The 25553-nt window shown below is 69.0% G+C and carries 21 protein-coding genes; 14 read left to right on the top strand and 7 right to left on the bottom strand.

Features of this window, described 5'->3' with window-relative positions:
• Positions 1-59: 59 nt before the first annotated feature.
• The 3 genes from OZ403_RS38690 to OZ403_RS38680 are packed head-to-tail and all read left to right on the top strand — an operon-like array spanning position 60 to position 4980.
• Entirely contained in the window at positions 60-437 is a 378-nt protein-coding gene (locus OZ403_RS38690; protein WP_140800509.1) for a response regulator, read from the top strand.
• On the top strand, positions 434-2962 hold the full coding sequence (locus OZ403_RS38685; RefSeq protein WP_268783119.1) for an ATP-binding response regulator: 2529 nt from the start codon (positions 434-436) through the stop codon (positions 2960-2962). The genes OZ403_RS38690 and OZ403_RS38685 overlap by 4 nt, the downstream gene beginning before the upstream one ends.
• Positions 2959-4980: a response regulator gene (locus tag OZ403_RS38680; RefSeq protein ID WP_268783118.1), complete on the top strand. Its 2022-nt coding sequence runs from the start codon at positions 2959-2961 to the stop codon at positions 4978-4980. Before OZ403_RS38685 ends, OZ403_RS38680 begins: the two co-directional genes overlap by 4 nt.
• Before the next feature lie 9 nt (positions 4981-4989).
• Here OZ403_RS38680 and OZ403_RS38675 read toward each other — a convergent pair whose 3' ends face one another.
• Together OZ403_RS38675 and OZ403_RS38670 are read right to left on the bottom strand one after the other, a co-directional pair.
• Positions 4990-6630, bottom strand: a complete 1641-nt coding sequence (locus tag OZ403_RS38675) for an LVIVD repeat-containing protein (RefSeq protein WP_268783117.1) — start codon at positions 6628-6630, stop codon at positions 4990-4992.
• Positions 6631-6701: 71 nt separating this feature from the next.
• A complete protein-coding gene (locus OZ403_RS38670) occupies positions 6702-8426 on the bottom strand; it encodes an LVIVD repeat-containing protein (RefSeq protein WP_140878075.1) in 1725 nt (574 codons plus the stop codon).
• A gap of 278 nt (positions 8427-8704) precedes the next feature.
• On the opposite strand from OZ403_RS38670, the gene truB reads away from it, so the two are divergent.
• Entirely contained in the window at positions 8705-9613 is a 909-nt protein-coding gene (truB, locus tag OZ403_RS38665) for a tRNA pseudouridine(55) synthase TruB (RefSeq protein WP_268783116.1), read from the top strand.
• Positions 9614-10242: 629 nt separating this feature from the next.
• Here the strand turns inward: truB and tkt are convergent.
• The 3 genes from tkt to OZ403_RS38650 all read right to left on the bottom strand — a co-directional run bounded on the left by tkt (position 10243) and on the right by OZ403_RS38650 (position 14546).
• Positions 10243-12306, bottom strand: a complete 2064-nt coding sequence (gene tkt, locus OZ403_RS38660) for a transketolase (protein WP_174259396.1) — start codon at positions 12304-12306, stop codon at positions 10243-10245.
• Positions 12307-12476: 170 nt separating this feature from the next.
• A complete protein-coding gene (locus OZ403_RS38655) occupies positions 12477-13685 on the bottom strand; it encodes a vWA domain-containing protein (protein WP_140796165.1) in 1209 nt (402 codons plus the stop codon).
• Positions 13686-13697: 12 nt separating this feature from the next.
• Positions 13698-14546, bottom strand: a complete 849-nt coding sequence (locus tag OZ403_RS38650) for an AAA family ATPase (protein WP_174259016.1) — start codon at positions 14544-14546, stop codon at positions 13698-13700.
• A gap of 185 nt (positions 14547-14731) precedes the next feature.
• Between OZ403_RS38650 and OZ403_RS38645 the strand changes: the two genes are divergently transcribed.
• The 7 genes from OZ403_RS38645 to OZ403_RS38615 all read left to right on the top strand — a co-directional run bounded on the left by OZ403_RS38645 (position 14732) and on the right by OZ403_RS38615 (position 21089).
• Positions 14732-14899 carry a hypothetical protein gene (locus OZ403_RS38645; RefSeq protein ID WP_174260135.1) on the top strand — a complete coding sequence of 56 codons (168 nt, stop codon included), beginning with the start codon at positions 14732-14734 and terminating at the stop codon, positions 14897-14899.
• A gap of 126 nt (positions 14900-15025) precedes the next feature.
• Complete coding sequence (locus tag OZ403_RS38640) at positions 15026-15832, top strand: cell wall protein (RefSeq protein ID WP_268783115.1); 807 nt, start codon at positions 15026-15028, stop codon at positions 15830-15832.
• 162 nt (positions 15833-15994) lie between these two features.
• On the top strand, positions 15995-16537 hold the full coding sequence (locus OZ403_RS38635; RefSeq protein ID WP_140796162.1) for a hypothetical protein: 543 nt from the start codon (positions 15995-15997) through the stop codon (positions 16535-16537).
• Positions 16538-17010: 473 nt separating this feature from the next.
• Complete coding sequence (locus OZ403_RS38630) at positions 17011-18123, top strand: 3-oxoacyl-ACP synthase III family protein (protein ID WP_140800503.1); 1113 nt, start codon at positions 17011-17013, stop codon at positions 18121-18123.
• Positions 18123-18719, top strand: coding sequence for a DUF2378 family protein (locus tag OZ403_RS38625; RefSeq protein WP_140796160.1), 597 nt, complete (start codon positions 18123-18125; stop codon positions 18717-18719). The genes OZ403_RS38630 and OZ403_RS38625 overlap by 1 nt, the downstream gene beginning before the upstream one ends.
• A gap of 74 nt (positions 18720-18793) precedes the next feature.
• Positions 18794-19402 carry a hypothetical protein gene (locus OZ403_RS38620; RefSeq protein ID WP_268783114.1) on the top strand — a complete coding sequence of 203 codons (609 nt, stop codon included), beginning with the start codon at positions 18794-18796 and terminating at the stop codon, positions 19400-19402.
• 235 nt (positions 19403-19637) lie between these two features.
• A complete protein-coding gene (locus OZ403_RS38615) occupies positions 19638-21089 on the top strand; it encodes a hypothetical protein (protein ID WP_268783113.1) in 1452 nt (483 codons plus the stop codon).
• A gap of 16 nt (positions 21090-21105) precedes the next feature.
• On the opposite strand, the gene OZ403_RS38610 is transcribed toward OZ403_RS38615, so the two are convergent.
• Positions 21106-21765, bottom strand: coding sequence for a hypothetical protein (locus tag OZ403_RS38610; RefSeq protein ID WP_268783112.1), 660 nt, complete (start codon positions 21763-21765; stop codon positions 21106-21108).
• A 9-nt stretch (positions 21766-21774) separates the two neighbouring features.
• Positions 21775-22257 (bottom strand): nuclear transport factor 2 family protein, encoded by a 483-nt coding sequence (locus tag OZ403_RS38605; protein WP_140800501.1) that lies wholly within the window; start codon positions 22255-22257, stop codon positions 21775-21777.
• A gap of 153 nt (positions 22258-22410) precedes the next feature.
• Here OZ403_RS38605 and OZ403_RS38600 point away from each other — a divergent pair, with 153 nt between their 5' ends.
• The 3 genes from OZ403_RS38600 (at position 22411) to OZ403_RS38590 (ending at position 25092) form a co-directional block, all read left to right on the top strand.
• Complete coding sequence (locus OZ403_RS38600; RefSeq protein WP_268783111.1) at positions 22411-23778, top strand: hypothetical protein; 1368 nt, start codon at positions 22411-22413, stop codon at positions 23776-23778.
• A gap of 95 nt (positions 23779-23873) precedes the next feature.
• A complete protein-coding gene (gene def, locus OZ403_RS38595) occupies positions 23874-24380 on the top strand; it encodes a peptide deformylase (RefSeq protein WP_140796157.1) in 507 nt (168 codons plus the stop codon).
• A 13-nt stretch (positions 24381-24393) separates the two neighbouring features.
• Positions 24394-25092 carry a sterol desaturase family protein gene (locus OZ403_RS38590; RefSeq protein WP_268783110.1) on the top strand — a complete coding sequence of 233 codons (699 nt, stop codon included), beginning with the start codon at positions 24394-24396 and terminating at the stop codon, positions 25090-25092.
• The last annotated feature ends 461 nt before the right edge of the window (positions 25093-25553 follow it).

Here is a 25553-nt window from a genome sequence, read left to right as displayed (position 1 = left end):
CCTGGCGTTGTTGCGGCCGCTTCCGGGCACTGCCGCCCTGGTAGAGTCCCGCCTCAGCCATGACGACCCTTCGCAAGGTGATGCTCGTTGACGATGAAGATGACATCCGCACCATCGGCAATCTCAGCCTCAGCCGTGTGGGGGGATGGCAGACGGTGCTCGCCGCGTCCGGCGCGGAGGCCCTGGAGAAGGCCCGCGCGGAGAAGCCCGACCTCATCTTGCTGGACGTGATGATGCCGGGCATGGACGGGCCCACCACCTTCGGCAGGCTGCGCGCCGAGGAGGCCACTGCGCACACGCCCATCATCTTCATGACGGCGAAAATCCAGAAGCAGGAGGTCGCCCGCTACCTGGAGCTGGGGGCGTTGGGCGTCATCGGGAAGCCCTTCGACCCGATGACGTTGCCCCAGGAGATTCGCAAGCTGGTGCCAGGGTGAGTCAGGGGCTTCGCCTCTCCCGTCGCTCGGGCGTGTTGGCGGCGGGCGCGCTGCTGCTCTTGTGCGGCCTGTTCGCCATGGGCCGTCCGTGGGCCACCTCCGACAATGACCGCTACCGCAGCGCGCTGCGGCACCTGCGCGTGGCCAGCGGCGATTTGGAGATGGACGTGCTGCGCGAACGCATGGGCCTGCGCACGCTCCACGGCTCGGACCCGGAGGACTTCGCCGCGTTGAGGGCTCGCGCGGACGCGCTGCGGCAGTTCCCCTCCTTCCTGTCCGCCATGGACCGGCGCACGATGAACGCGGCGCTGGACCTGTTCGTCAGCGCGCTGGAGGAGAGCGCCGCGCTGCTGGAGCGAGCCCACGCCGCGGACGCGCGGGGTGAGAAGGAAGAGGCGGACGCGGCCGTCCAGGCCCTGTTGGAGGGCACCGCCAGCACGCGGGCGGACCGCCTCATCAGCACCTACCTGGAGCTCTACGAGCGCACGCAGGAGCGCAACGAGCGCTCGCGCATCATCTTCTTCATCGTCTCGCTGGCACTGGTGGCCTACGTGCTGGTGGTGATGGTGCGGCTGTCGCGGGCCACCGCCGACCTGGCCGCGCTCAACACGGATTTGGAGCGGCGGGTGGAGGAACGCACCAAGGCCTTGTCCGCCGCCAACGAAGGGCTGCGCGCCAGCGAGGCACGCAAGGCCGCGATTCTGGAGGCCTCTCCGGACGGCATCCTCCTGCTGGACGGCGGCGGGGACTTGCTGGAGCTGAACCCCTCGGCGCAGAAGACCTTCCAGGTGGTCGCCGCGGACGTGGTGGGCCGCAACTTCCTCTCCGTGGCGCTCCCGGCGGAGCTGCCGGACGGTGCCCGCCAGAAGGTGCTGGCCGCGGGGCGGAACACCGCGTCGGGGCAGGCCACGCGGCTGGAGTCCCCGTGCCTGCGCATGGATGGCAGCACCTTCCCCGCGGAGCTGACCATCGTCCGCGTGCCCGGAGACGGCCCGCCTCGCTACACCGTCTTCGTTCGCGACATCACCGAGCGCAAGGCGGTGGAGCGGATGAAGAACGAGTTCATCTCCACCGTCAGCCATGAGCTGCGCACGCCGCTCACCTCCATCCGCGGCTCCCTGGGCCTGCTGGAGGGCGGCATCGTGGGCGATATTCCGCCCCAGGCGCTGGACATGGTGCGCATCGCCCGCACCAACACCGAACGCCTCATCCGGCTCATCAACGACATCCTCGACCTGGAGAAGATGGAGGCGGGCAAGCTGGAGCTGAAGGTCTCCACGCCGGAATGCGCGGACCTGGTGGAGTCCACCTTCGCGGGCGTCCGAGGCATGGCGGACGGCGCGGGTGTATCGCTCCACGCCGAGGTGACGGGCACGCCGCAGGTGAAGGCGGACCGGGACCGGCTGGTGCAGGTGCTCACCAACCTGGTGTCCAACGCGGTGAAGTTCTCCCCGCAGGGCGCGGGGGTGACGGTGCGCGTGGGGGAAGAGGCGGACGGGCGGGTGCGTTTCAGTGTGGTGGACCAGGGCCCCGGCATCTCCCAGGAGCAGCGTGCGCGCCTCTTCGGCCGCTTCCAGCAACTGGACAGCTCGGATACGCGCTCCAAGGGGGGCACGGGTCTGGGGCTGGCCATCTCCCAGGCCATCGTGGAGCAGCACGGCAGCCGCATCTCCGTGGAGAGCGAGGAGGGCCGGGGCTCCACCTTCACCTTCACGCTGGAGTCGGCCCGGCCCGCGTCCGTCACGTCGCCGCCCGTCATCCCCGAGGACGCGTCCCGCCATGAGGTGCTGGTGACCACCGCGGACGCGGAATTGGCGTCGCTGCTGGGCGGGCTCCTCGCGCACGAAGGCTACCGCGTGCTGCGCGCCACCAGTCTCATCGAGGCGGCGAAGCACCTGGACACGTCCCTGCCGGACGCGCTGGTGGTGGACATGCAGCTTCCGGAAGGGCACGCGCTGGACTGGGTGCGGCGCCTGCGCGAACAGCCGCGCACGCACGAGCTGCCGGTGCTGGCGTTGTCCGGCCGCTCGGACGAAGCGGAGGGCGTTCCGCACTGGGTGGACTGGATGCCCCGGCCGCTGGAGGAGTCACGGCTGCTCAAGTCGCTGCGCTACGCCACGCGGCAGCCGGGCCAGGCGCGCGTGCTGGTGGTGGATGACGACGCCAGCACCCGGCGCACGCTGTGCGCGCAGATGGAGCGGCTGGGCGTGCAGGTCTTCGAGGCGGCGGACGGCGAGAGCGCGGTGGAGCTCGCGCGCGAGACGACACCGGACCTCATCGTCCTGGACGTCGGCCTGCCGCGCCTGGACGGCTTCGAGGTCGTCGACATCCTCCGTCAGGGCAAGGGCCGCGCCACGCCGCTCATCGTCTTCACGGGCCGGGATTTGACGCGCATGGATGAGCGGCAGCTCACCCTGGGCATCACCCGGCACTTCACCAAGTCGCGCGCCTCTGAAGAGGAGCTGGTCTCCTCCGTGCGTGACCTCCTCAACGGCCTGCTGGCGAGAAAGGCACACCCCTCATGAACAGCAGGACGCTCCTGTTCCTGGAGGACGACAAGGATTTGCAGTCCCTGGTGGGCACCTTCCTGCGTGAGAAGGGCTACCGCGTGGAGCCCGCGCGCAGCGCGGCGGAGGCGCAGGCCGTGTTGGCGCGCGTGCCGGTGGACGCCGCCATCGTGGACGGCCTGCTGCCGGGGATGACGGGCGCGGACTTCATCCGTGAGTTGCGCAAGACGCAGCCCAAGCTGCCCATCCTCTTCGCCTCCGCCTTCTGGAAGGATTTGAAGAGCCACGAGCTGCTGACGCGGCAGCTGGGCGTGGTGCGCATCATCCACAAGCCCTACAAGCCGGAGGAGCTGCTCGTCTGGGTGAACCAGCTCTTCCCCGCGCCCGCGCTGCCGCCTCCACCGCCGCCCGAGGCGCTGGAGGAGGCGGAGGAAGTGGACGTGGAGGTGGACGACCTGGCCGCCAGCCTAGCGTCGCTCAACGCGGAGTACGGCGCCCGGCTGAAGGAGAAGGTGGCGGCGCTGGAGGCGCTGCTCGTCCGCGGGCGCGGAGGTGACGCGGCGGCGCTGGAGGAGGCCTACACGGTTGTCCACAAGTTGCACGGCACCGCGGGCAGCTACGGCTTCGCGGAGGTGAGCATCCGGGCGGGCCAGCTGGAGGCGGTGCTGCTGCCGGCCCGGGCCGGGGCGCCCGTGGATGTGGCGGCGCTGGACGCGTCCTTCCGCACGCTGGCCGCCGCGGCCTCCGTACCGGTGAAGCCCGCCGCCGCGCCGCCGCAATCCTCCGAGGGTGTGCTGCTGGTGGTGGACGAGGACGCGAAGCTGCTGGCCGAAGCGGAGCGCATGGGGCGACAGGTGGGCGTGGGCGTGGTGACGGCGCGCACGGCGGACGCGGCGTGTGAGGTGGCGCGGCGGCAGTGGGTGGATGGTGTGCTGGTCCACCTGGACCTGGGCGGTCCACTGGGCGGCCTGGCCGTGGCGCATGCGCTGCGCGCGGAGGAGAGCCTGCCCGTGCTGCCGCTGGCCGTCACGGGTGCCCGGGACGTGCTGGAGGAACGGGTGGCGGCGGCGCACGCGGGGGCGTCCCTCTTCCTGCCACGGCCCTTCACCGCGCGGGACTTCTCCGCCGCGGCCGAGCGCATGGTGGCGGCGCGCCGCCCGGAGCGCGCGCGGGTGATGGTGGTGGATGACGACCCGGACGCCATCGCCGCGCTGACGCAGGCCCTGGCCAGCGACCAGATTGAGGTGGTGGGGCTGAACGACGCGCACGGGCTGATGGAGGCGCTGGCGCAGCACCGGCCGGACCTGCTGCTGTTGGACGTGCAGATGCCGGGGCCCAGCGGCTTCGACCTGTGCCGGATTCTGCGCTCCACGCCGGAGTGGCAGGAGCTGCCGGTGTTGCTGATTACCGCGCACCTGGGGCTGGAGTTCCGGCTGGCGGCCTTCCAGGCGGGGGCGGATGACTACCTCTCCAAGCCGGTGCTGCGCGAGGAGCTGCGCGCGCGCGTGCAGGCCCGGCTGGAGCGCACGCGCCTGTCGCGCGAGCGGGCGGAGCGGGACGGGCTGACGGGCCTGCTGCTGCGACGGCCCTTCCTGGACGGGCTCCGTGCCCGGTTGGCCGAGTCACGGCGCCAGGGAAAGCCGCTGGCGTTGTGCTTCCTGGACGTGGACCACTTCAAGCAGGTGAATGACCGCTACGGCCACCTGGCGGGCGACCGCGTGTTGATGTGGTTGGGCCGGCTGCTGGGCGCGCGCTTCCGCCGCGAGGACGTGCGGGGCCGCTGGGGTGGGGAGGAGTTCGTGGTGGGGCTCTTGGGGGAGGGCGCGGGCAGCGCCTCGGAAATCCTCGCCCGCACCGCGGCGGAGCTGTCGGAGATGACCTTCGACGGCGACACCGGCGAGCCCTTCCACGTCACCTTCAGCGCGGGCATCGCGGTGTCGCCGGGGGACGGCGACACGGTGGAGGCGCTGCTGCGGACCGCGGACGCGCGGTTGCTACGCGCGAAGGAGAACGGCCGCAACCGCATCGAGGCGTGAGCCCCAGGGCTACGGCTCGTTGAAGATGAGCAGCCCGCGCGACGTGTCCACCACGTAGATGCGGCCGTCCCCCGGCACGCGGATGCCGATGGCGCCGTCGGTCAGCTTGTCTGTCCGGTTCGGGTCTGACTCGCGGAAGGTGTTGTAGTGCGCGATCTCGCGAGGCTGCGAGGGATTGGACACGTCCAATACGCGCACACCCTCATGGTAGTACGCGACGTACAGCCGCGTGCCCACCAGCAGCATGTTGTGGACGGAGGTGAGGCCGCGCAGCCGGTACTCGCCAATCTTCACGATGTTCGCCGGGTCGGTGACGTCCAGCACGCGGATATGGGAGCCCATGGTCTCTCCGCCCTCGAAGGCCACGGTGCGGCCATTGAAGGTACCCACCGCGTTGGCGTGGCTGAAGGCATGGGGATAGGTGTATCGGCCGAGCAACTCCGGCGTCTCGCCGTCCAGCCCTGCGATGAGGAAGCCATCGTTGAGGTGATTGATGTAGAGGCGCCCTTCATACGCGAAGGCGTCATGCGGGTAGCCCGTACTTCTGGGATACGTGAAGTGGGTGAGGAACTGAGGCTCCAGCGGTTGGGTGATGTCGAAGATGAGCGTCTGCTTCTGGGAGGGCGACATGGCATAGAGCCGGTTCCCATCCACGAAGAGGGTGTGCACATCGATGCGGCTGCCGCCCGGGTAGTTGCGCAGGAAGGCAGGCAACGCGGGGTTTGCCAGGTCGAACACGAACACGCCGGAGTGAGCGCTGGCGACGTAGAGCGCGTTGTCCTTGGCCCAGACGCCATTCCAGTACCCGTCGTTGGCGAACTTGATGACCGTCTGCTGGACGGGAATGTAGGGATTGCTCACGTTGAAGACGGCGAGGCCGCCGCCGACTCCTCGCCGGTCGATGGCCACGACATAGGCGTGGCCGTGGGTGACATACACGTCCACAGGCGTGTCCAGGCCCACGGGCATTTCGGACAGGAGCTGGAGGTTGGCGGACTCGGGCTCGCCCTCTCGCCACGTCATGCGCTCGGCGCGGAAGCTACCGCTATGGCGCAGGGTGCTGCCTCGGCACCAGAGAACGCAGCCGGTGAGGCTCCGTGGACCCTGGGCGTGACAGCCGATGAATGTGTAGCGGTCCTGGAGATTGGTTTGGCTCGTGGGTCCGGAGGAGATGAAGAACCGCTCGCCATTCATGGTGGCTGCATGGGGCTTGCGCCCCATGACGGACATGGGCTGGCCCGAGGCATCGAACTGGAAACCACCGTTCTCCGGGAGGACTTGTACGGTGCCGGGCTGTACCTGGGTCTCGTACCGGATTTCCGCGCGGTAGATGGCGCCCTGCCGCTCCAGGCCCGCGAGCGAGCCGAAGTCACAGTCTTGCATCACCAGTGTCTCCGGCGCGTTGCACGCCGCTTGGGACGTCTGCGCGGGACAAGACTCGAAGGCCCCGGGGTCCACCCATTCCCCCATCTCCGGAAGCACCGCCCAGGGGCCGTTATACGCCGGTGGCTCGGGAGGCGGCGTGGGGGGCGGGGGCTCCGACGAAGAACAGGCGGACAACGACACGGCGCAAACGAGCGTCAGCAACGGGCATGCGGTACGAACAGACATGAGGTGCAGCCTCTGGAGGAGGAGAATGGGCGCCCGCATCGTTCCGCGGACGCCCTGTGTTCAGCATGTGAGGCCATCGCGGGCGCCGCGAAGAGGCGCCCCCGGTTGGCTCACGGCTCGTTGAAGATGAGCAGCCCGCGCGACGTGTCCACGACGTAGACGTACCCATCTCCGGGCAGGCGGATGCCAATGGCGCCCTCGAAGGCGCCGCCCGCCCGGTGCGGGTCCGTCTCCCTGAAGGTGTTGAAGTGCGCCACCTGCCGGGGCTGGGTGGGGTTGGCCACGTCCAGCACGCGCACGCCCTCGTGGTACCAGGCGACGTACAGCCGCTCGCCCTTGAGAATCATGTTGTGGATGGAAGTGGAGTACCGCATGCGGTGCTCGCCAATCTTCACGATGCTCGCCGGGTCGGTGACGTCCAGCACGCGCAGGTGCGAACCCGGAAACTCGCCGCCCTCGAAGGCGATGGTGCGGCCCGCGAAGGTGCCCACCGCGCTGTGGTGCGCGAAGCCACCGAACCCCGGGTAGAAGTACTGCCCCAGGTGCTGCACGTTCTCCAGGTCGCTGACGTCCACGATGGAGTAACCGCCGGAGGCGTTGCTGATGTAGAGGCGGCCCTCGTACGCGAAGAAGTCATGGGGCCCGCCGAGCGAGTACATCTCCGGCAGGGTGATGACCTGCCGCAGGACGGGCGCCAGCGGCGTGCTGATGTCGTAGACGCGGGTGCTGCCCACGAAGTCAGTGATGTCGGACGCATACAGACGGTCCCCATCCACCAGGACGGTGTGCACGTTGGTGTAGCCGTTGCCCGGCAGGGTGAGGACGAACTCCGGTGACCCTGGGTTGGAGATGTCGAAAACGGAGACGCCGGTGTCGGCGCTGGCGACATACAGCGCGTCGCCCTTCGCCCACACGCCGTTCCAATACGAGTCGCCCGGCAGGCTGATGGATGTCTTGAAGAAGGGATGCGCCGGGTCGCTCACGTCGAAGACGGTGAGCCCGCCGAAGCGGCCGGCCTCGTCGGTGGACACCACATAGGCGTGGCCCTGGGTGACGTAGACATCCACCGGCACGCCCAGGTCCACGAAGTACTCGGCGACGAGCTGCATCCCGCCGGACGACTCGGCTTCGCCGCGCCGCTCCGCCCGCTCGGCCTCGAAGGTGCCCATGCTCCGGGAGGAGGACCGGGGCGTCTCAGTGCAACGGACATAGCAGCCGGTGATGACGTCGGGCCTGGGCGTCTCACAGCCCGCCACCGAGACGACGCGCTCTCCGGTGTAGGGATTCGACTGTCTGCCGGAGAGGAAGAATGTGCCGCCGGTCGTCATCCGCGTGGTGACGGGAATGCCCATGACCTTGTCGGGCCCCCCATCCGCGAAGAGCTGGAAGGCGGCGCTGCCCGGCGTGACGGACGTGCCCCCATCCGCGAGCAGCCTCTCCGACCGCCCGTCGCCCACATAGATGCCGTGTTGCTCCACCGCGGCGAGCTGGTCCGCATTGCAGGACGACATGTCGAAGTTCGCCGGATCCGCGCAGGCCTCGAGGCTGGGGTTCTCCACGGTGAAGCGGCACGCGGAGAACGCGCCCCGGTCAATCCAGTCGCCCGGGTCGTCCAGCACGGTGTAGCCCCCGTCCCAGGGCGCCTCGGGACCCGCGTCCGTCCCGGCGTCCTCGGTGCCCGCGTCCTCGGAACCCGCGTCCGTGCCGGAGTCCGTGGGTTGCTGCCCAGCGTCGGGAACGGGCGGAGGCGGGTCGTCATCACAGCCGGTGGTGGCGGACAACAGCAGGGTCAGGGCGGACAGCAGGGCCCAGCCCGGGCGAAGCGGGGACGTCATGGAGACACTCCTCATGGGGTAATGCGAGGCACTGCGGGGATGGCCGTCCTGCACCTGCACGCAGGCATACGCCTGTCATGGCGTTCGCGATTCGAGATGATTGCCAGATGAATGCCAAAGGACGGGCAATGCAGCGGTTGCTTGTTTGGGGCGGGAAATGGTCCTGGCCTTGCAGGCGCGCGGCATGAAGTGTCTTTCATTGCGGACGCGGCGGGGGCGCGACCTTCCGCCACCGCACTCCCGGCCAGGGTAGGGTGGGAGGCCACAGGAGGGTCGCGGTGGGAGGGAAACTGAGTCCGGGCATCTACCGGGTCCACAAGCCGGTGGGCGCCACGAGCTTCTCGGTGGTGCAGCGGTTCATGGAGGAGGCGAAGGCCGCGCAGCCGGGCAAGCGGATACCGGTGTGCCACGGCGGGACGCTGGACCCCTTCGCGGAAGGGCTGCTGCTGGTGCTGGTGGGGCAGGCGCCGCGCCTGTTCGAGCTGCTGCACGCCGTGCCCAAGGTCTACGAGGCGGAGGTCGTCTGGGGCACGGAGACGGACACGGGGGACCTGCACGGCCGGCCCGTCTGCCAGGGAGACACGGCGGCGCTGACGCCGGAAAGCCTGGACGCGGCGCTGGCGTCCTTCGTGGGCTGGCGGGAACAGGTGCCTCCGGCCACCAGCGCGAAGAAGGTGGGGGGCGAGCCCGCCTACCGGAAGGCGCACCGGGGAGAAGTCGTGGAGCTACCACCCTCGCGCGTGTACCTGCACGCCGCGCGCTGGCTGTCCCACGACCTGCCGCGCGCCAGCCGCCTGTGGCTGAGCTGCCGCGGGGGCTACTACGTGCGCTCGCTGGCCCGCGACGTGGGGCGCGCGCTGGGCTGCGGCGCGCACCTGTCCACCCTGCGGCGCACGGCGATTGGCCCGTGGGAGGACCCGGGGCTGGAGCAACGGGTGTGGCTGCACGGACGCGAGCTGCTGCCCTGGGCCCGCGTGCGGACGCTCACGGACGCGGAGGTGGGCGAGCTGCGCCGCGAGCGCCCCATCCCCGCGAGCGGCCTTCAGCCCGCGGACTGGAAGCTGCCCCCCGGTTTCCCGGACCCGGAGGCGCCGGTGCGAGGCTTCCACCAGGGCCGCCTCACCTTCCTGCTGCGGGAGCGTGACGGCGCGCTCTGGAGCGAACTGGAGCTGCGCGGAGGGCTGTAGGCCCGCGCGCTGGAAGCCCCGCCCCGCCGTTGCCAAGGTGTCACGCGCTCCGCCCGGGATGGGCCACCGGTGACAAGAGTCACCACCTGAGGGCCATCCCGGTGATGACGGTTGTCACCGGTGATGACAGTTGTCACCACCCCGCACGGCCCCGTGAGAAGGGCACCCGAATTCATAACCCACTGAAAAGACTCGGGACGCTCAAGCGGGCCCACCGGGACCGGTGTGTGGCACGCCACGCGCAATAGGACAGGACATCACGCTCCAACACGGAGCGGGGCTCGAAGCACGGGGGGCCTGGCCGGGGGGCCAGGCGCTGGGGGGCGAACCTCCCGAGCGAACGAGTCAGTCGGACCTGGAGGACTTGAAGGCGCGAGCGGAAGCCGGTTCGGGGGAACCGGGATGCGACCGGGGGGACGCAACGCTCACGCCCACGAGGCAGCCGGGAACGACGTTGAAGTGACCTGATGGGCTCATGGCGTGGGGGGAACCCCAGCCGGGGGGCTGGGACGCGACGGGGGTCGCGCCTCTCCGCGCCATGAGTCCGCCAGGACGAGCACCTGGATGCCGAAAAGGCCCGAAGGCCTCGGACCGTTGGGGGACGGTCCGAGGCTCTTTCTTTTTGCGGGCTACGGCCGCGTCTTCGTCTTCTTCAGCGAGTCCTTCGCCTGCTGGGCCACGTGGTCCGCGGTGAAGCCGAACTTCTGCTGCAGCGCCTTGATGGGCGCGGAGGCGCCGAAGCTGCGCATGGCGACGATGTTGCCGTCATGCCCCACGAAGCGCTCCCATCCGAAGGTTGCGCCCTTCTCCACCGCGACGCGGGCGCGCACGGACGGAGGCAGCACGCTGTCCCGGTACTCCTGGGACTGCTCCTCGAACAGCTCCCACGACGGCAGGCTGACCACGCGCGCCGGGATGCCGTCCGCCTTGAGCTTCTCCTGGGCGTCCAGGCACAGCGACACCTCGCTGCCGGTGCCGATGAGGATGACCTCCGGCTTGCCGCCCTCCGCCTCGGACAGCACGTAGCCGCCGCGAGCCACGCCGGACGCCGCGCCGAACTTGCTGCGGTCCAGCGTGGGCACGGGCTGGCGCGTGAGCACCAGCACCACCGGGTGCTTGCGCTGCTGGGCAATCACCCGCCACGACTCGACCACCTCGTTGGCGTCACCGGGGCGCAGCACGATGATGCCGGGAATCGCGCGCAGCGACGCCAGCTGCTCCACCGGCTGGTGCGTGGGGCCGTCCTCGCCCACGCCAATGGAGTCGTGGGTGAAGATGTGGATGGCGGGCAGCTCCATCAGCGCGGACAGGCGGATGGCGGGGCGCTCGTAGTCACTGAAGATGAGGAACGTGGCGCCGTAGCCGCGCAGCTTGCTCAGGCACAGGCCGTTGACGATGGAGCCCATCGCGTGCTCGCGCACGCCGAAGTGGATGTTGCGCCCCGCGTACTCGCCCGGCTTCATCGCCTCCCCGCCGGTGATGTACGTCTTCGTGGACGGGTTGAGGTCCGCCGAGCCGCCCACCAGCCACGGGTAGTGCTTGGCGATGGCGTTGAGCACCTTGCCGCTGGAGTCGCGCGTGGCCAGTCCCTTGGCGTCGGCGGGGAACGTCGGCAGCTCCGCGTCCCAGCCCTGGGGCGCGTCGCGGCGCTGCATGCGCTCCAACTGGTCGGCCAGCTCGGGGAACTGCTTGCGGTACTCGGCGAACTTCTGCTCCCACTCCGTGCGCAGCTGCTTGCCCCGAGCGCCCATGCGCTCCTGGAAGCGCTCGCGCACGCCGTCGGGCACCAGGAACTTCTCGTCCTCGGGCCAGCCGTAGAAGCGCTTGGTGCCCTTGATTTCCTCGTCGCCCAGCGGCTCGCCGTGGGCCTTGGAGGAGCCCTGGAGCTTGGGCGCGCCGTAGGCAATCTGGGTGGTGACGATGATGAGCGTGGGCTTGCCGCGCGCCGTCTTGAAGGTGCGCAGCGCCTCACCCATGGCGTTCAAGTCGTTGGCGTCCGGCACGCGCAGCACGCGCCAGCCGTAGGCCTCGAAGCGCCGGCCCACGTCCTCGGTGAAGGCCAGGTCGGTGCTGCCGTCGATGGAGATGTGGTTGCTGTCGTAGATCCAGCACAGGTTGGGCAGCTGGAGGTGGCCGGCGATGGACGCCGCCTCGGACGCCACGCCTTCCATCAGGTCGCCGTCGCCGCAGATGGCGTAGACGTCGTAGCCGAACATCTCGAAGCCGGGGCGGTTGTAGTAGCTCGCGAGCCAGCGGCTGGCCATGGCCATGCCCACGCTGTTGGACACGCCCTGGCCCAGGGGGCCGGTGGTCGTCTCCACGCCGCTGGTCCACCGGTACTCGGGGTGGCCCGGGGTGGACGAGTCGAGTTGCCGGAACTTCTTGATGTCCTCGAGCGACACGGTGGGCGCGTCCTCGACGGTGTACTCCCGCGTGACGCGCTTCACCCCGGCCAGGTGGAGCAGCGCGTACAGCAGCATGGAGGCGTGGCCGTTGGACAGGATGAACCTGTCCCGGTCCGGCCAGATGGGGTGGGACGGGTCATACCGGAGCTCCTGCTGCCAGAGCTGGTACGCCACGGGGGCCAGGGACATGGGAGCCCCCGGGTGGCCCGAGTGGGCCTGCTGTACCGCATCCATGGCGAGGGTGCGGATGGTGTTGATGGCCAGCACGTCCTGCTTGTCGGTTGTCATGGTGTCCTCGCGGTCCCGCTCGCGTGCGCGCGCACCATGCCGCAAGTGACGCTCCAGGTGCTGCACCAAATGCGCTGGGGCTCGCCCGGCCGTCCGCCAGTCCACGGGCACACCCGGAATTCCTGCCCTGTAGGGCACGGGAATGAATCCCGCGCGCCTACGGACACGCCTCAGCGCCGCGCCGCCGCGCCCCTGACGGTGCGGCCCCGTGTCAGGTGCGTGACGGCTTCACCCAGGCCCTCCACCGTCAGGGCGAACATGGGGAAGATGCGGGCAATCACGGAGATGGTCCCCGTGCGCCACGTGCCCATGGGCTCCGGGTTGAGCCACACGTTGCGCTCGAAGTGCTGCGCCAACTGCATCAGCCACGTCAGCCCTTCCAGCCCGTCCGTCTTGTAGTGCCCCTGCGCGTCGGTGCGGATGGACAGCTCGTAGGGCGCCATGGAGGCATCCCCCACCATCACCAGCTTGTGGTGCCGTCCCACCTGGGCCACCAGCTCCGGCACCGTGATTCCGCCCGTGAGCTGCGGCGTGGCGTAGAGCTTTCCGTAGACGCAGTTGTGGAAGTAGTAGGTGCGCAACTCCTTGAAGTGCGTCGCCTGGCTGGCCACGCTGAACAGCCGGCTCACCAGCGCCGCGTACGGGTCCATGGAGCCGCCCACGTCCATGGCCAGCACCACGCGCGTGTTGGGCCGGCGCGGCGGCCGAGTCACCACCTCCAGCTCACCGGCGTTGCGCGCGGTGGCGGCGATGGACTCGTCCACGTCCAGCTCGTCCGGCGCGCCGTCCCGGGCGAAGGCGCGCAGCTTGCGCAGCGCCACCGCCATCTGCCGGGTGTCCAGCACCACGTCGTCGCGGTAGCCGGCGTACCTCCGGGCCCCGGCCTGCATCAGCGCGCGTCCCTGGCGGTTGCCCGCGCCGCCGCCCACGCGGATGCCCTCGCGGCCAAAGCCGTTGTTGCCGAAGGGAGACGTACCGCCGGTGCCCACCCAGCGGTTGCCGCCGTCGTGGCGCTCCTTCTGCTCCTTCAGGCGCTCCTCGAACAGCCGGCGAATCTCCTCCGGGTCCAACTGCTCCAGCAGGGCGACCTCCTCGGGGCTCAGGTCGGGCCGCTCGCGCGCCTCCTCCAGCCAGTTGAGCAGCTCCTGCGTCAGCTCCAGGCTCGCCGTCTCCACGCCCTGGAAGTGCGCGAGGAAGGCCTGGTCGAACGCATCCAGCTGCGTCTCCGAGTGCACGAGCAGCGCCCGGGCCACATGGTAGAAGCCGTCCAGGTGGCTGTCGTGCAGGCCCGCTCGCAGCGCGCCGGCCAGCGCCAGCGCCTCCTGGGCGCCGACCTTCAGCCCGCGCCGGCGCAGCTCGTAGAAGAAGGGCAGGAACATGGCAGCGCCTCTCTAGGCCCGGGGACGGCGCCCGCGCCCGAAGGCCTCCGCCACGGAGACCAGGTCCTGCTCCTTCTTCAGCAGCGCGCCCAGGAAGGGGAGCTGCTCGTCCAGCTTGAGGTCGTGGACGCCCTGTGCCTTGAGGACGGCAATCCAGTCGATGAGCTCGCTGGTGGAGGGCTTCTTGCGCAGGCGGGTGAAGCTGCGCAGCTCGTAGAAGACCTTCAGCGCCTGCTCGGACAGCGCGCTGTCCAGCCCCGGATGGTGCACGCCGACGATACGGCGCATCAGCTCCGCGTCCGGGAAGTCGATGAAGTGGAACACGCACCGGCGCAGGAAGGCGTCGGGCAGCTCCTTCTCGTTGTTGGATGTAATCACCACCACGGGGCGGTGCTTCGCCACCACCTCGTCACCCGTCTCGGTGACGCGGAAGCGCATCCGGTCCAGCTCGTGGAGCAAGTCGTTGGGGAACTCCAGGTCCGCCTTGTCCACCTCGTCGATGAGCAGCACCACGCGCTCGGGGGAGGAGAAGGCCTCGCCCAGCGGGCCCTGGCGGATGTACTTGCGGATGTCGCGCACGTCCCCGTCGTTGAAGCGCGAGTCATACAGGCGCTGCACGGTGTCGTAGACGTAGAGGCCGTCCTGCGCGCGGGTGGTGCTCTTCACGTGCCAGGTGATGAGCCGGTGCCCCAGGGCCTCGGCGATGGCCTCCGCCAGCAGCGTCTTGCCGGTGCCGGGCTCGCCCTTCACCAGCAGGGGGCGCTGGAGGGTCAGCGCGCAGTTGACCGCGGCCTGGAGGCTCTCGTGGGTCAGGTAGGTGTCGGTGCCTTTGAAGCGGACGGGAGTGGGCGCCTGGCTCATGCTCCATCCCTTTAACATCCGCCGCGTTGCCTGGGGGGCTCACGTACCCGGGGCTCCGGAAACGTCAGACCCGAACGGCAAGCTCGCTCGTATGTCTCGGGCAGAGGCAGTCGGGCGGCCTGTGGGGGAGGAGACCCGCGGAGTTGGCCGGCGTTCACGTCCGTCACCTGCTTCGAGGAGGCGCCATGGGTCACCTGTTTGTTCCAGCACTGTTGCTCGTGGGGGCCGTCTCCCTGGCGGCGCGCACCTGCGGGACGGCCGCCGTCAGCCGGCCGCCCGAGCTCCAGCGGGAGGCCCCGGAGCGCGTCCTCCCTCGGGCCGAGCCGCCGGCCACCGTCAGCGTCCGGGGGTAGAGGCTGCTCTGGCGGGAGGGACCGACCTCACGGGATGTATGGCTTCGCCCGCCGGTCAACGATTGGTGCGAGCCAAGCACAGGTTTTCACACCGGTTGCCTGGGGCCCCGTGTATTCTCCCGAGCAATGTCCATTGCGAATGCTCTTGGCGAAATCTTCCGGCGCGAACTCGATGCGCAGTTGGTCCCGTTGCAGCAGGCGGTCCGGCGCATGGAGGAAGGCCTGGAGGCCCTGGAGTTGGTGCGCGAGGTGACGCACCGGTTGGCGCCGCTGACCAGTCGTCTCGGCGCCATGGCGGGAGTGCGGACGCCCACGGTGCTGCCCGCGTCCACGCGCGGAGGCCGCAAGCAGGTGGTCGCGGCGCCAAAGGGCCGCGCATCCGTGGGCCGGCCCGTGGCCGCGAAGCCGGTCGTCAGTCAGGCGCGCTCGGAGGAGGGCGCCCGGGCGTGCGCCGTCATCGGTTGCGAGCGCCCCAGCCGTTCCAAGGGGTACTGCTCGGCGCACTACCAGAAGCTGCGGTTGCTGATGCGGACCAACCGCCGGCCGTCGGCGTGGAAGGACGACGCGCTTCCGCAATCGGTGGAGGACGTGACGCTGCCGCGGGGCCGCGCCGCCAGCAAGGCGCTGCGTGAGGGTGGCGCCAGGAAGAAGGCCCCGGCGAAGGCCCCGGCCCCCGTGGTGGCGCCGCCGCCGCCCGCCGAGGAGAAGGCGCCGGCCGCCGCGAAGAAGTCAGCGGGTCGGAAGGCCGCGGGCGCGAAGAAGGCCGCACGGGCGAAGAAGGCCCCGGCCGCCGCGAAGAAGTCAGTGGCCAAGAAGGCGCCGGCCGCGAAGAAGGCCGCGGCCAAGGGTGGTCGCCAGGTCAAGACCACCAAGGTGAAGGCCGGAGCCGGCAAGCGCAAGAAGGGCCGGTCCTCCCAGGGCTCGCTGTTCTGATTCGAGCGCCGCGCCCCGCGGATTCCCTCGGGCCTTCGGGCCCGAGCGGCTCAAGTGGAATCCAGGGAGCGCGGTGAGCAGGCCGGACGAGCGGCCGGTTCCCGGACGTCCCCTTCGAGTCTCCGTTGACAGTGGCGGGGCGGGGATGGGATTCGGCCCGGCATGAGCGAGCAAGGTTATCCGGTCACCGTGGCGGTGCGTCGTCCCGACGGGCGGGTGGAGCAGGTTCGTGTGGGCACGGCGTTCAAGAGCGGCGAGGGCTTCACGCTGACGCTGGGAGAGATGTCCATCGGTGGCACGCCGGACGCGGCGGCCCCGGCGGCGCGGCGTTCAGCGCCCGCGAGCAGCGGTGGCGGCGGTGGTGGTGGTGATGGAATGGTCTTCCCCAACTACGGCCGCAGCAAGGGCGGACCCATTGTCGGCGCCAGCATGGGCGACCTGGAGTTCTACGCCAACGGCGCGCGCCGCACGCTGAATGACGCGAGCAAGTCGCGCTGGCACGACAAGGAGCGCCAGCTGCTCGCCGCCATCGAGGCGGAAATCGCGCGGCAGCGGGGCGGCGACGCGGGTGGTGGCAACGACGGCGGCTACGGCAACCAGGGCGGCTACGGTGGTGGCGGCCGGGGCGGTGGCGGCTTCGGAGGCGGGAGCTACGGCGGCGACGACATCCCTCCGCCGAACGACGACGACAACATCCCGTTCTGAGCCGCGCCAGGTCGGTGAGTGGCCGCCCCCAGTGGGTGGGCGGCCTTCCCGATATGTTGATTTCAGCACAGTTGTCTCATCCGCTCTTCAAGCCAGACACTCTCAGTGAGAGGCTCGGCGCCCAGATTCGTCGCGTGGGTCTTTAGTCACTCATGCACGTATCGGCTCTTTTCACAGTGCAGCGAAGTCATAGGCGACACCTGGGGTGACATGCTCAGTCACTGAGAGGAAATTCTCATGACGAGGTGCTTCATTCGCAACGGTTGCTACTTCATTTGTGAAGCACTGGAAATCTCCAGTAATCCCGGTGGTTTCCTCGTGCCGCCGGCTGGAGGATGATTCACGAATGAAGCTGCCCCGTTCGCCAGCGGCAGTTGTTTCAATGACTTCGTATATGGCCTGAATCCTGCTCAATCCCCGTTGCCAGGGAATCCCTCCCATATGGCGAGACTGTGAAAAAACGGGGCCATTAAATGACACCCAATGTCTGTGTCGTCGGAGCTGGTGCCTTCGTTCCTTCACGCGTGGTGAGCAACGAGCGGATCGCCAGGGCCATCCCGGGGTGGTCGGCGGAGCGCATCGAGGAGAAGGTCGGCATCCGCGAGCGCCGCTTCCTCTGGGACATCGACGAGGCCACGGGCCGGGCGATTCCGCCTCCCGAGAATGACGGACACATCTACCCGGCCAGCAACACGGACATGTGCGAGGTAGCGCTCCGGAAGGCGCTCGCCCAGGCGGGTGTGGACCCCAAGGCGTTGGACGCGCTCTTCGTGGTGACGTGTACGCCGGACGCGCCGCACTTCAACCACGACGCCATGGAGTTGCACCGGCGGCTGGAGCTGCGCGAGGACGCGTTCGGGCTCGTGGTGGACGACGGCTGCGGTGGCACGCCGTACGTGTTGGACATGGTGAAGAAGATGATGGACGGAGGGCGCTTCCGCACGGTGGCGGTGGTGGCCTCTGCCTTCACGTCTCCGCTGGTGAACCGGGAGGTCTACACGGACGAGCTTCCGCCCGGGCCTGGCCGCTCAAAGACGCTGCAGGGCTACCTCTCCATGTATGTCTTCGGCGACGGGGCGGGCGCGGTGGTGCTCCAGTCGAAGCCGGGGGATGCGGGGGCGGAGGGCATCCTGGCGTCCTTCTCCGGCAACGCGTACGGAGACCTGGTCATCCGCAAGGGTGGCGGCCTGTTGAAGCTGCCGTATCAGCCGGGGCGGATGCGTCCGGCGGACATGGCGTTCGTGGTGGATGGCTTCCGCGTGGCGCGCAGCTATCCGGAGTACATGCAGAAGTGCCTGGATGTCGTCCTGGGGCCGCGGCCAGAGCTCCGTTCGAAGGTGGAGCGGTACTACTTCCACCAGCCGAACAAGCGGGTGATGGACGCCTTCGTGGAGCGGGCGGGGCTGCCGCCTGAGGCGGTGGCGTGCAACGTGGACCGCTACGGCAACACGTCCGCGGCGGGGATGCTCATCCTTCTGGCCGAAGACCTGGAGGCCGGCCGCGTGCGTCTGGGAAGTGGTGACCTGGTGGTGGTGGCAGCGGTAGGCGCGAACGTCCATTACGGCGCGCAACTCGTGAGGTTGTAATGAACAAGTTGGATTCGAATATCGGCAAGGAGCTGGACGCGCGGTTGGCGCTGGCGACGAAGGACGACACGGCCCGCGGGCTCTTCTTCAACGGCGTGGTGTCCGCCGTTCGCACGATGGGAGGGGACGCGGCGGTGGAGCGCTGTCTGGCGGCCAGCGGCGAGACGCGCTTCATCGACTTCTTCAACTACCCGGTGGCCGCCTTCCTGCGGATGTCCTTCACGGCGGCGCAGGTGATGGGCCCGGAGCACGGTGGCTTTGACGGAGCGCTGCGGCGCATGGGAGTGGTGGCCACGACGGACTTCCTATCCTCGGCGGCGGGCAAGACGTTGTTGCTGCTGGCGTCGGACAGCCCGAAGCGGCTCGTGGGCAACCTGCACTCGGGTTACCGCGCGGCGGTCAGCTACGGCGAGCGCGGTGTGAAGTGGACGGGCGACACCAGCGGCATCTTCACGATGAAGCGGGACTTCATGCCGCCCGCCTACCACGAGGGCACGCTCCAGGCCGTCATCGAGGCGGTGGGGGGCAAGCAGGTCCAGGTGCACGGCCGGCAGACGGGGCCGCTCGACACCGAATACACGCTGTCGTGGCAGTAGCCCCGGCGGGGGCGCGTCGAAGGGGTGCAAGCGGTGGGCTGAAAAGCCCCTCACGGTCCGGAGGGAGGTACGCCATGTCGCGAAAGCTCGGCGGTGCGGTGGGGATGTTGGGTGTCCTGTTGCTGTCGGCGCAGGCGGGAGCCAATGAGGTGGTGATGCAGTTCCGCACGCAGGAGGACCCGGCGAGCCCCGCGGATCCGGCGGTGTGCGCGGCGGCGCCCTTCGAGGTGAACGTGAAGCTGGGCGGGAGTGTGTATGTGCCGGAGCACAATCCCAAGGACGGCAAGGTGGTTGATGGGGGCGGTCGGCGCGTGGGCTCGGCGACGGCGTGCGTCCAGGTGACGGACAACGCCTTCCCCGCCGGGCAGCAGCTGAATGTCTACATGCGCTACAACCTGCCGGAGGGGCGCTTCACGGCGCGGGGCACGTGCACCCTGGTGAGCAACGACGTGCCAGCGGCGGGGCTGGTCCTGGCTGGCTGTGCGATGCGGCTGGTGGACGTGCCCAAGGGCTTCGTGGGTGGATCGGTGTCGAGCACCAGCGTCTTCAATCCCCGAAAGCTGCCGGGCTACGCCACGGGTTCGTATTACACGCTCTACGCCTACCGTGATGGCCGCCAGCGTGACGCGAGCAAGGTGAAGGAAGCGCAGGAAGCCGCGGCCGCCGCGAAGGCGCGGGAGTAGTCGCCCCTCGGCCGCACTGGAACCGCGGGACTGGGCCCGGGGCAAGCGCCGGACACAGGGGCACCCTGGCACGGGAGGGCGCTGTAGACGGCGCCCCCCTGTGTTCATTGCCCAGTCCCGATACGCAAACGTGGCGGTCCTGCGGCAGGCTTGGCATCCCCCACGTTGGCCCGAGCCCGATGAGCGTGTCGAGCGCGGCATTCCCCGCGTCGGGCCAACGGGCGATGATGTGCCCATGGACCGCAAGCGGATGGAGTTCTACACGGCACTCGGGTACCGGGCTCCTTCAGCCTCGGCAACGGCTCAGACGACGTCCGGATCCGCGAGCGCCGACGTATCGGAGTTACCGCCGCTCGGTCCAGACGACCTGGGCGCGCTGCGCGAGCGCTTCCTGCGCGAGCCGGAAGAAATCCTGAGCCTCATCCGCCAGGACTTGGGCGCGCCCGTTTCAGAGGGAGCCCTGGTGCACGTGCTCCAGGAACTGGAGCAGTCCCTGCGCGAGCCCGAAGCCGCGCTTCAAGCACTGAAGCAGCCGGCATTCCAGGCACGGGCCTCGGTGTCACTGCCGCCGGACTTCACCTTCCCGCTGATGACGAATGAAATCCCCATCGACCCGGCGCGAACCCGTTTCGAGCCGGTAGCGGACCTGCGCGGATGGCTCCTGTTCAGCGGTCGCGCCTGGCTCCACGGCGGCTGGCATCGGGCGGAGTTCCGTCGGCACGACGATGCGCATCACGCCACCCGTTTCCGCTACGAGCTCCGCGAGCCCGCGCCGGGACGGCCGGTGGAAGTGGCGCTGTTCGGAGGCTTCGGTACGGGCGAGTACCCCGCGCGCTACGTGGCCCGTCAGCTCATCATGCGAGGCGAGCGCCTGGAGTACGCCGTGCACCTCGGGGGCGTGTACTACGCGGGCCGTCAGGGCGAATTCGACGCGCACGTGGCCGAGCCGCTCGAACCACTGTTGCCAGTGACAACGCTGATGACGCTGAACGCGGGCTCGGAGATGCGTTCCGGGGGCCCCCCCTTCTACCGCTACCTGGACGAGCGGCGAGGCGCCTCACGAGCGAAGCAAGTCCAGGAGGGAAGCTACTTCTGCCTGGCCTCGGAGCGCTTCCAGCTCATCGGTCTGGACACCGCGTACTTCGAGCCAGGACGGCACCAGGAGCCCGCGCTCCTGAGCTGGCTGGAGTCGGTGCTGAAGGAGGGCCGCCAGCGAGGAGCAACGAACATCCTCCTGAGCCACGACGCGCCCTACCGGTACGGAGAACCGAGGCACGCCGGTTTGCTGGAAGACCTCCGGGAACTGGCGGTCGAGCGCGCACAGGTCGACCTGTGGTTCTGGGGCGCCACGCCATATGGAGCACTGTTCGACCGGAGCGCCGCGTTCCCATTCCTGGGAGGAAGCCTGGGGCACGCCGGTCTCCCGGTGCGAGCGGTGACGCCGGGACTGAAGTCTCCAGCACCCGTGCGCTTCCTGGAGTCGCACGCACGCTTCCCCGAGTGGACGGACCTGAGACCCGAACTGGGCAACAACGGCTATGGCTCGCTGCTGCTGCACGAGGACGGCACGTTGGGCCTCCAACTCCTGGACTGGAGGGGCAACATCCGCTGCACGGCCAAACTGGCCCGCGAGGGGATGGGCCCGCTGACGTACCAGCACCTTGAGACGTCCGAATCGGAGCCGTGAGCGCGAGGGCGCGGCGTCACAGCCAGACGCGCGTGTACCAAGGTGCTCGGGAAGGCACGCTCCTGCTCCGAGCCGGGTCAGCAGGGCGCGGCACGGTGACGTAGCGGAGCCGGTATCCGTGGGGCAGCGCCTTCCAATACGTCACCTGCCACGGCGTCAGCACCTCGCCGTGTTTCGACGCGCTGACCGGCTGATGCGCATCGCAGAGTGACTCATGAAAGTGGAACTCCGCGTCCGCGGCTTCAAGGCTCGCGGCCTCGATGACCCAGGCGTCCTGGGCATCGTCGGCGGAGGGCTCCTGCCCCGCGTTGACGAACCGGCTCCAATCAGGCCTGGCGTGGTGCTCCCAGACGGCGCCCCCGTCACCCGTGAGCGAGTAGCCAAAGGGAGTGCGGGACTGCCGGGCATCAATGGCGCTTGAAATCTCCTCGGGGGAGAACAGCTCCTGCAGTCCATCCGGAAGTGCGTGGACGCGGATGAGTCCGCGCTCTGCGAGCAGCGACAGCCGCTCACACAGCTCCTCCCGGGACAGCCGCGGGTCGTCCGCCATGTTGAGCGCGATGTGCGGGTTCGGCTCCACGAGCATGTGCAGGGGGGTGGGCAACTCCATGGCGGCCTCCAGAAGCCAGAGGTCCAGAGCCTCCACGGGCGGGCTCTCACTATCGGGCGGTGCCATGCGTCCTCCTCACTCCTGGGGAATGCCACGCTCGCGCATGAAGATGTCCAGGGACTTCCGGGCCTTCGCCTGGACCTTCTTCTTCAACAGGGGTGTCCACCCGAGCAGCAGTCCCGTGGGGCCTAGCGCCTGGCGGGACCAGGTCCAGAAGTCGAAGTGGTCGCGGTGCCGGACAATCTTTCCGTCGCGGAACTCGAACTCAGCATCGATGCGGTTGAGCACCTTCCTGCCAGTGCCGCTGAACGTGTAGCGGGCATCCCAGTGGGCGCGGCCCCGGTGGTCATCGGCCTGCACGTCGCGGAAGGTGACCTCCAGGTCCTTGCCGCGCTCGCAGAGCATGAGCCACATGGCACCGGGCTCCCGGTGACGGAGTCCGGCGAAGGCGGCGTCGGAGAACTCCACCTCCGGGTGGTAGCAGGCGGCCATGGCCTGGGCGTCCCGGCGTTGGAACGCCGAGTAGAAGTCAGTGATGAGCTGGGCATGCGGGTGCATGGGACAGGTGTAGCAGACCTGTCAGTGAAGACGCGCCAACTGTCCGGATGGCATCGCTCGGAGGGTGAAACGTCCCGGGGCCGCATGGCTGCGGGGCGCCCCCCGCGCTAGCCCCGTCGGCCGCGCCGTGTGCCATGGCGCCGGGGGTAGGCAATGCGGAGGCCGAATCGTGGTGGCTCGGCGGTGGGGACGCTGCTGGCCGCGGTGGTGATGTGGGCGGGAGGAGGGCCAGGCAGTGCCATGGCGCAGTTCTTCACTCCGGCGCAGACGTTGACCACGACGGCGGTGGGCTTCCAGGTCCCGCAGGTGTGCACGTGGGAGGGGGAGGTGCACGTCGTCTGGGTGGACGGCGCTCAGGCGGGGAGGGTTGTGAAATACCAGGGGAGCACGGATGGGGGTGTCAGCTTCCGCCCGGTGCGCAGCCTGGGACCGGACAACTCGATACCCGGGGCGGCCGCCCGTGGGGCGAGGGTGCTGGCCCAAGGTGAAAACGTCTATGTGACGTGGCTGGACAGCGGGCTGCGGTTTCGTTCGAGCAACGACCGGGGAGGCACCTTTGGCCCCGTCCTCGAACTGACCCAGGAGAAGGAGGGGGGCCTGCGCCTCGCGGCCACCCGGAGCCACGTCTACATGGGGTGGTTCCGCTCGAGCGAAGACGACCGAGGCGGCATCCACTTCATCCGCGGTCCCACGGGGGGCGTCTTCGCCGACAGCGAGGCGCTGAACGGCCAGCAGGGCTATGGCGACGTGGAGTTGGCGGCCCTGGGCGAGCATGTCTACGTGTTGTGGAACGGGGCCGGCAGCGATGAGAAGTCGAGCCTCTACTTCCGGCGCAGCACCGACGGAGGCGGCACCTTCGAGCCGGTACAGCAGCTCGCCGGGCTGGGAGGGAACTCCAGGGACCACAAGCTGGCGGTGCAGGGCAACGACGTCTACGCGGTCTGGACCGAATGCGGCACGGGGCTTTCGTCCTGCGAGGTGCTGCTGCGCCGGAGCGCGAATGCGGGGACTTCCTTCGGCCCGGTGGTCAACGTCAGCAACGACACGCGAGTCTCCTCCAGGCCGCAGGTGGTGGCGCGTGACTCACGGCTCTTCGTCGCATGGCAGGACCAACGCCCGGGCGCCTTGGGGCCGGAGGTCGTCCTGGCGATGAGCGTCGATGGAGGGGCGACGTTTTCCGCGCCCAGGAAGGTGTCGCAGGCGCAGGTCCAAGCGCTCTCCCCCCGCCTGGTTCCTGCGGGAATGGGCGTCCGGCTGGTCTGGACGGAAGGCTTCAACGGGGAGCGGGAGGTCCTGACGCGCGCCACGGTGGGGTTGGGCATTGCCTTGGGACCGGTGGAGAACCTGAGCCGCAGCCTTGAGGATTCAGGAGAGGCCTCCATGGCATACTCACAATGCGGCGCCCAGGTGCATGTGGCCTGGCTGGAGGGCGATGCGCCTCTGGGCAACGCGGTGTTGTACCGCCGCGCCACGCTGCCCTTCGCGGAGCTGTATTGCCTGTTGTGGCCAGAGCCCCAGTGAGGGCCCGGTGGGGCAGGGCGGTCGTGTGAACCGGTGGACCGTTGGCATGCCGAATCGGGCGGCGCTGAGGGGGCGTGCATGGCAGATTGCGGCCCATGGCTCGCGACATCGTCATCTGGCCCCATAAGGTCCTCACCTCGTCCACCAAGCCCGTGACTGACTTCGGCCCTCCGCTCGAGAAGCTCTTGGAGCAGATGGCCGAGTCCATGAAGGAAGCCGAAGGCATCGGCATCGCCGCCAACCAGGTCGGCGAATCCCTGCGCGTGGCGCTGGTGGGACGGGAGGACGGCACCTTCTTCGAAATCGTCAATCCGCAGATTCTGGAGAAGAAGGAGCCGGTGACGATGGAAGAGGGCTGCCTGTCCGTCCCGCGCGAGTGGGAGAAGTGCCCGCGCTTCCACAAGGTGAAGGTGCGCTACCAGGACAAGTCGGCCGAATGGCACGAACTCGAGGCGGAAGGCCGGCTCGCGCACGTGCTGCAGCACGAAATCGACCATCTCGACGGGCACGTCTTCGTGGACCACCTGTCCAGCCTCAAGCGCACGCTCATCCTGGACCGGATGAAGAAGCTCCAGAAAGTGAAGGCCCGCCAGAAGGGCTAGTCAGGATGACAGGATGGCCGAAGCCGCCAGGGCCACGCGCTCCATCCCCGAGCGCGTGGCGCGATTCCGCGAGGACTACCGGCGCAAGCACGTGAGCCCTCGCTACTCCGGGCGCGCGCACTTCGTCTTCACGAGCCTGGGCTCGCTGGCGGTCATCGGCTTCGCCGTGTCTCACCTGGAGGGAGGGCGGCCCCTGGAATGGCTGATGCTGCCCGCGGTCTTCCTTCTGGGCAACGTGGTGGAGTTCCTGGGGCACAGAGGGCCCATGCACCACCGCCGGCGGGGGCTGGGCCTGCTCTTCCATCGTCACACCGAGCAGCACCACCGCTTCTTCACCCATGACGCCCTGGCCTATGAGTCCCCTCGGGACGTGAAGATGGTGCTCTTTCCCCCGGTATTGCTGCTGTTCTTCCTGGGGGCCATCGCCGCGCCACTGGGGGCGCTGTGCTTCGTCCTCATTTCGCCGAACGTGGGGTGGCTCTTCGTCGCCTCGGCGGTCGGGTACTACCTGTCGTATGAGTGGCTGCACTTCTGCCACCACCTGCCGCCCGAGCACCCGGTGGCCCGGCTCGCGCTGATGCGGCAGCTGCGCCGCCACCACGAAGCCCATCACGACCCTTCGAAGATGCAGCGCCACAACTTCAACATCTCGTTCCCGTTCGCGGACTGGCTCTTCGGGACGTCATGGCGGCCCGAAAAGGACCGTCGCTAGAGGCCATGAACGCCAGGATCGCGCGCCCGGGCCCGGAGGGCTGGTTGCTCCCCGAGCGGTAAACCCCAGATTTTTCAGGCGGAATGCTCTTCCCCGGGACTTGGGTTGTCACCCATGAAGGTGCGTTGAACCCACAGGGGCGGACGCCAGATCGCGGCACTGCTCAAGCACCATTGACGTGCGGGAAGCGGCGCGTTAGTAAGTGGACCCCTGCTCGCCGCCTCGGTGCCCGTCACCCAGGAGACGATCTGGAAGAAAAGGGTCGACGAAGTTTGTTGACCCTGAACGCGGCGGTGGTAGAAGCCGCGCCCCTCGCAAAGAAGCCCGCGCACTGGCGCGGAAGGCACTTCGAGCGAGTCAGTACGACAATACGGAATACGGCGGTCAACGCAGCGAGTTGACAGGAGACGCGGTGGTGGTAGAAGCCGCGCCCCGACGCAGAAGCCCGGAAGGAAAGGGCG

Source organism: Myxococcus sp. NMCA1 (genome assembly GCF_026810205.1).
Classification (GTDB): domain Bacteria; phylum Myxococcota; class Myxococcia; order Myxococcales; family Myxococcaceae; genus Myxococcus; species Myxococcus xanthus_A.
This window is presented reverse-complemented; position numbering and strand designations above follow the sequence as displayed.

Coding starts and splice junctions, on each gene's coding strand:
- OZ403_RS38640 (WP_268783115.1), top strand. CDS start 15,026: ATGTCCATTGCGAATGCTCTTGGCGAAATCTTCCGGCGCGAACTCGAT.
- OZ403_RS38680 (WP_268783118.1), top strand. CDS start 2,959: ATGAACAGCAGGACGCTCCTGTTCCTGGAGGACGACAAGGATTTGCAG.
- def (WP_140796157.1), top strand. CDS start 23,874: ATGGCTCGCGACATCGTCATCTGGCCCCATAAGGTCCTCACCTCGTCC.
- OZ403_RS38690 (WP_140800509.1), top strand. CDS start 60: ATGACGACCCTTCGCAAGGTGATGCTCGTTGACGATGAAGATGACATC.
- OZ403_RS38610 (WP_268783112.1), bottom strand. CDS start 21,765: ATGGCACCGCCCGATAGTGAGAGCCCGCCCGTGGAGGCTCTGGACCTC.
- tkt (WP_174259396.1), bottom strand. CDS start 12,306: ATGACAACCGACAAGCAGGACGTGCTGGCCATCAACACCATCCGCACC.
- OZ403_RS38630 (WP_140800503.1), top strand. CDS start 17,011: ATGACACCCAATGTCTGTGTCGTCGGAGCTGGTGCCTTCGTTCCTTCA.
- OZ403_RS38600 (WP_268783111.1), top strand. CDS start 22,411: ATGCGGAGGCCGAATCGTGGTGGCTCGGCGGTGGGGACGCTGCTGGCC.
- OZ403_RS38635 (WP_140796162.1), top strand. CDS start 15,995: ATGAGCGAGCAAGGTTATCCGGTCACCGTGGCGGTGCGTCGTCCCGAC.
- OZ403_RS38625 (WP_140796160.1), top strand. CDS start 18,123: ATGAACAAGTTGGATTCGAATATCGGCAAGGAGCTGGACGCGCGGTTG.
- OZ403_RS38650 (WP_174259016.1), bottom strand. CDS start 14,546: ATGAGCCAGGCGCCCACTCCCGTCCGCTTCAAAGGCACCGACACCTAC.
- OZ403_RS38645 (WP_174260135.1), top strand. CDS start 14,732: ATGGGTCACCTGTTTGTTCCAGCACTGTTGCTCGTGGGGGCCGTCTCC.
- OZ403_RS38590 (WP_268783110.1), top strand. CDS start 24,394: ATGGCCGAAGCCGCCAGGGCCACGCGCTCCATCCCCGAGCGCGTGGCG.
- OZ403_RS38605 (WP_140800501.1), bottom strand. CDS start 22,257: ATGCACCCGCATGCCCAGCTCATCACTGACTTCTACTCGGCGTTCCAA.
- OZ403_RS38670 (WP_140878075.1), bottom strand. CDS start 8,426: ATGACGTCCCCGCTTCGCCCGGGCTGGGCCCTGCTGTCCGCCCTGACC.
- OZ403_RS38615 (WP_268783113.1), top strand. CDS start 19,638: ATGGACCGCAAGCGGATGGAGTTCTACACGGCACTCGGGTACCGGGCT.
- OZ403_RS38620 (WP_268783114.1), top strand. CDS start 18,794: ATGTCGCGAAAGCTCGGCGGTGCGGTGGGGATGTTGGGTGTCCTGTTG.
- OZ403_RS38675 (WP_268783117.1), bottom strand. CDS start 6,630: ATGCGGGCGCCCATTCTCCTCCTCCAGAGGCTGCACCTCATGTCTGTT.
- OZ403_RS38655 (WP_140796165.1), bottom strand. CDS start 13,685: ATGTTCCTGCCCTTCTTCTACGAGCTGCGCCGGCGCGGGCTGAAGGTC.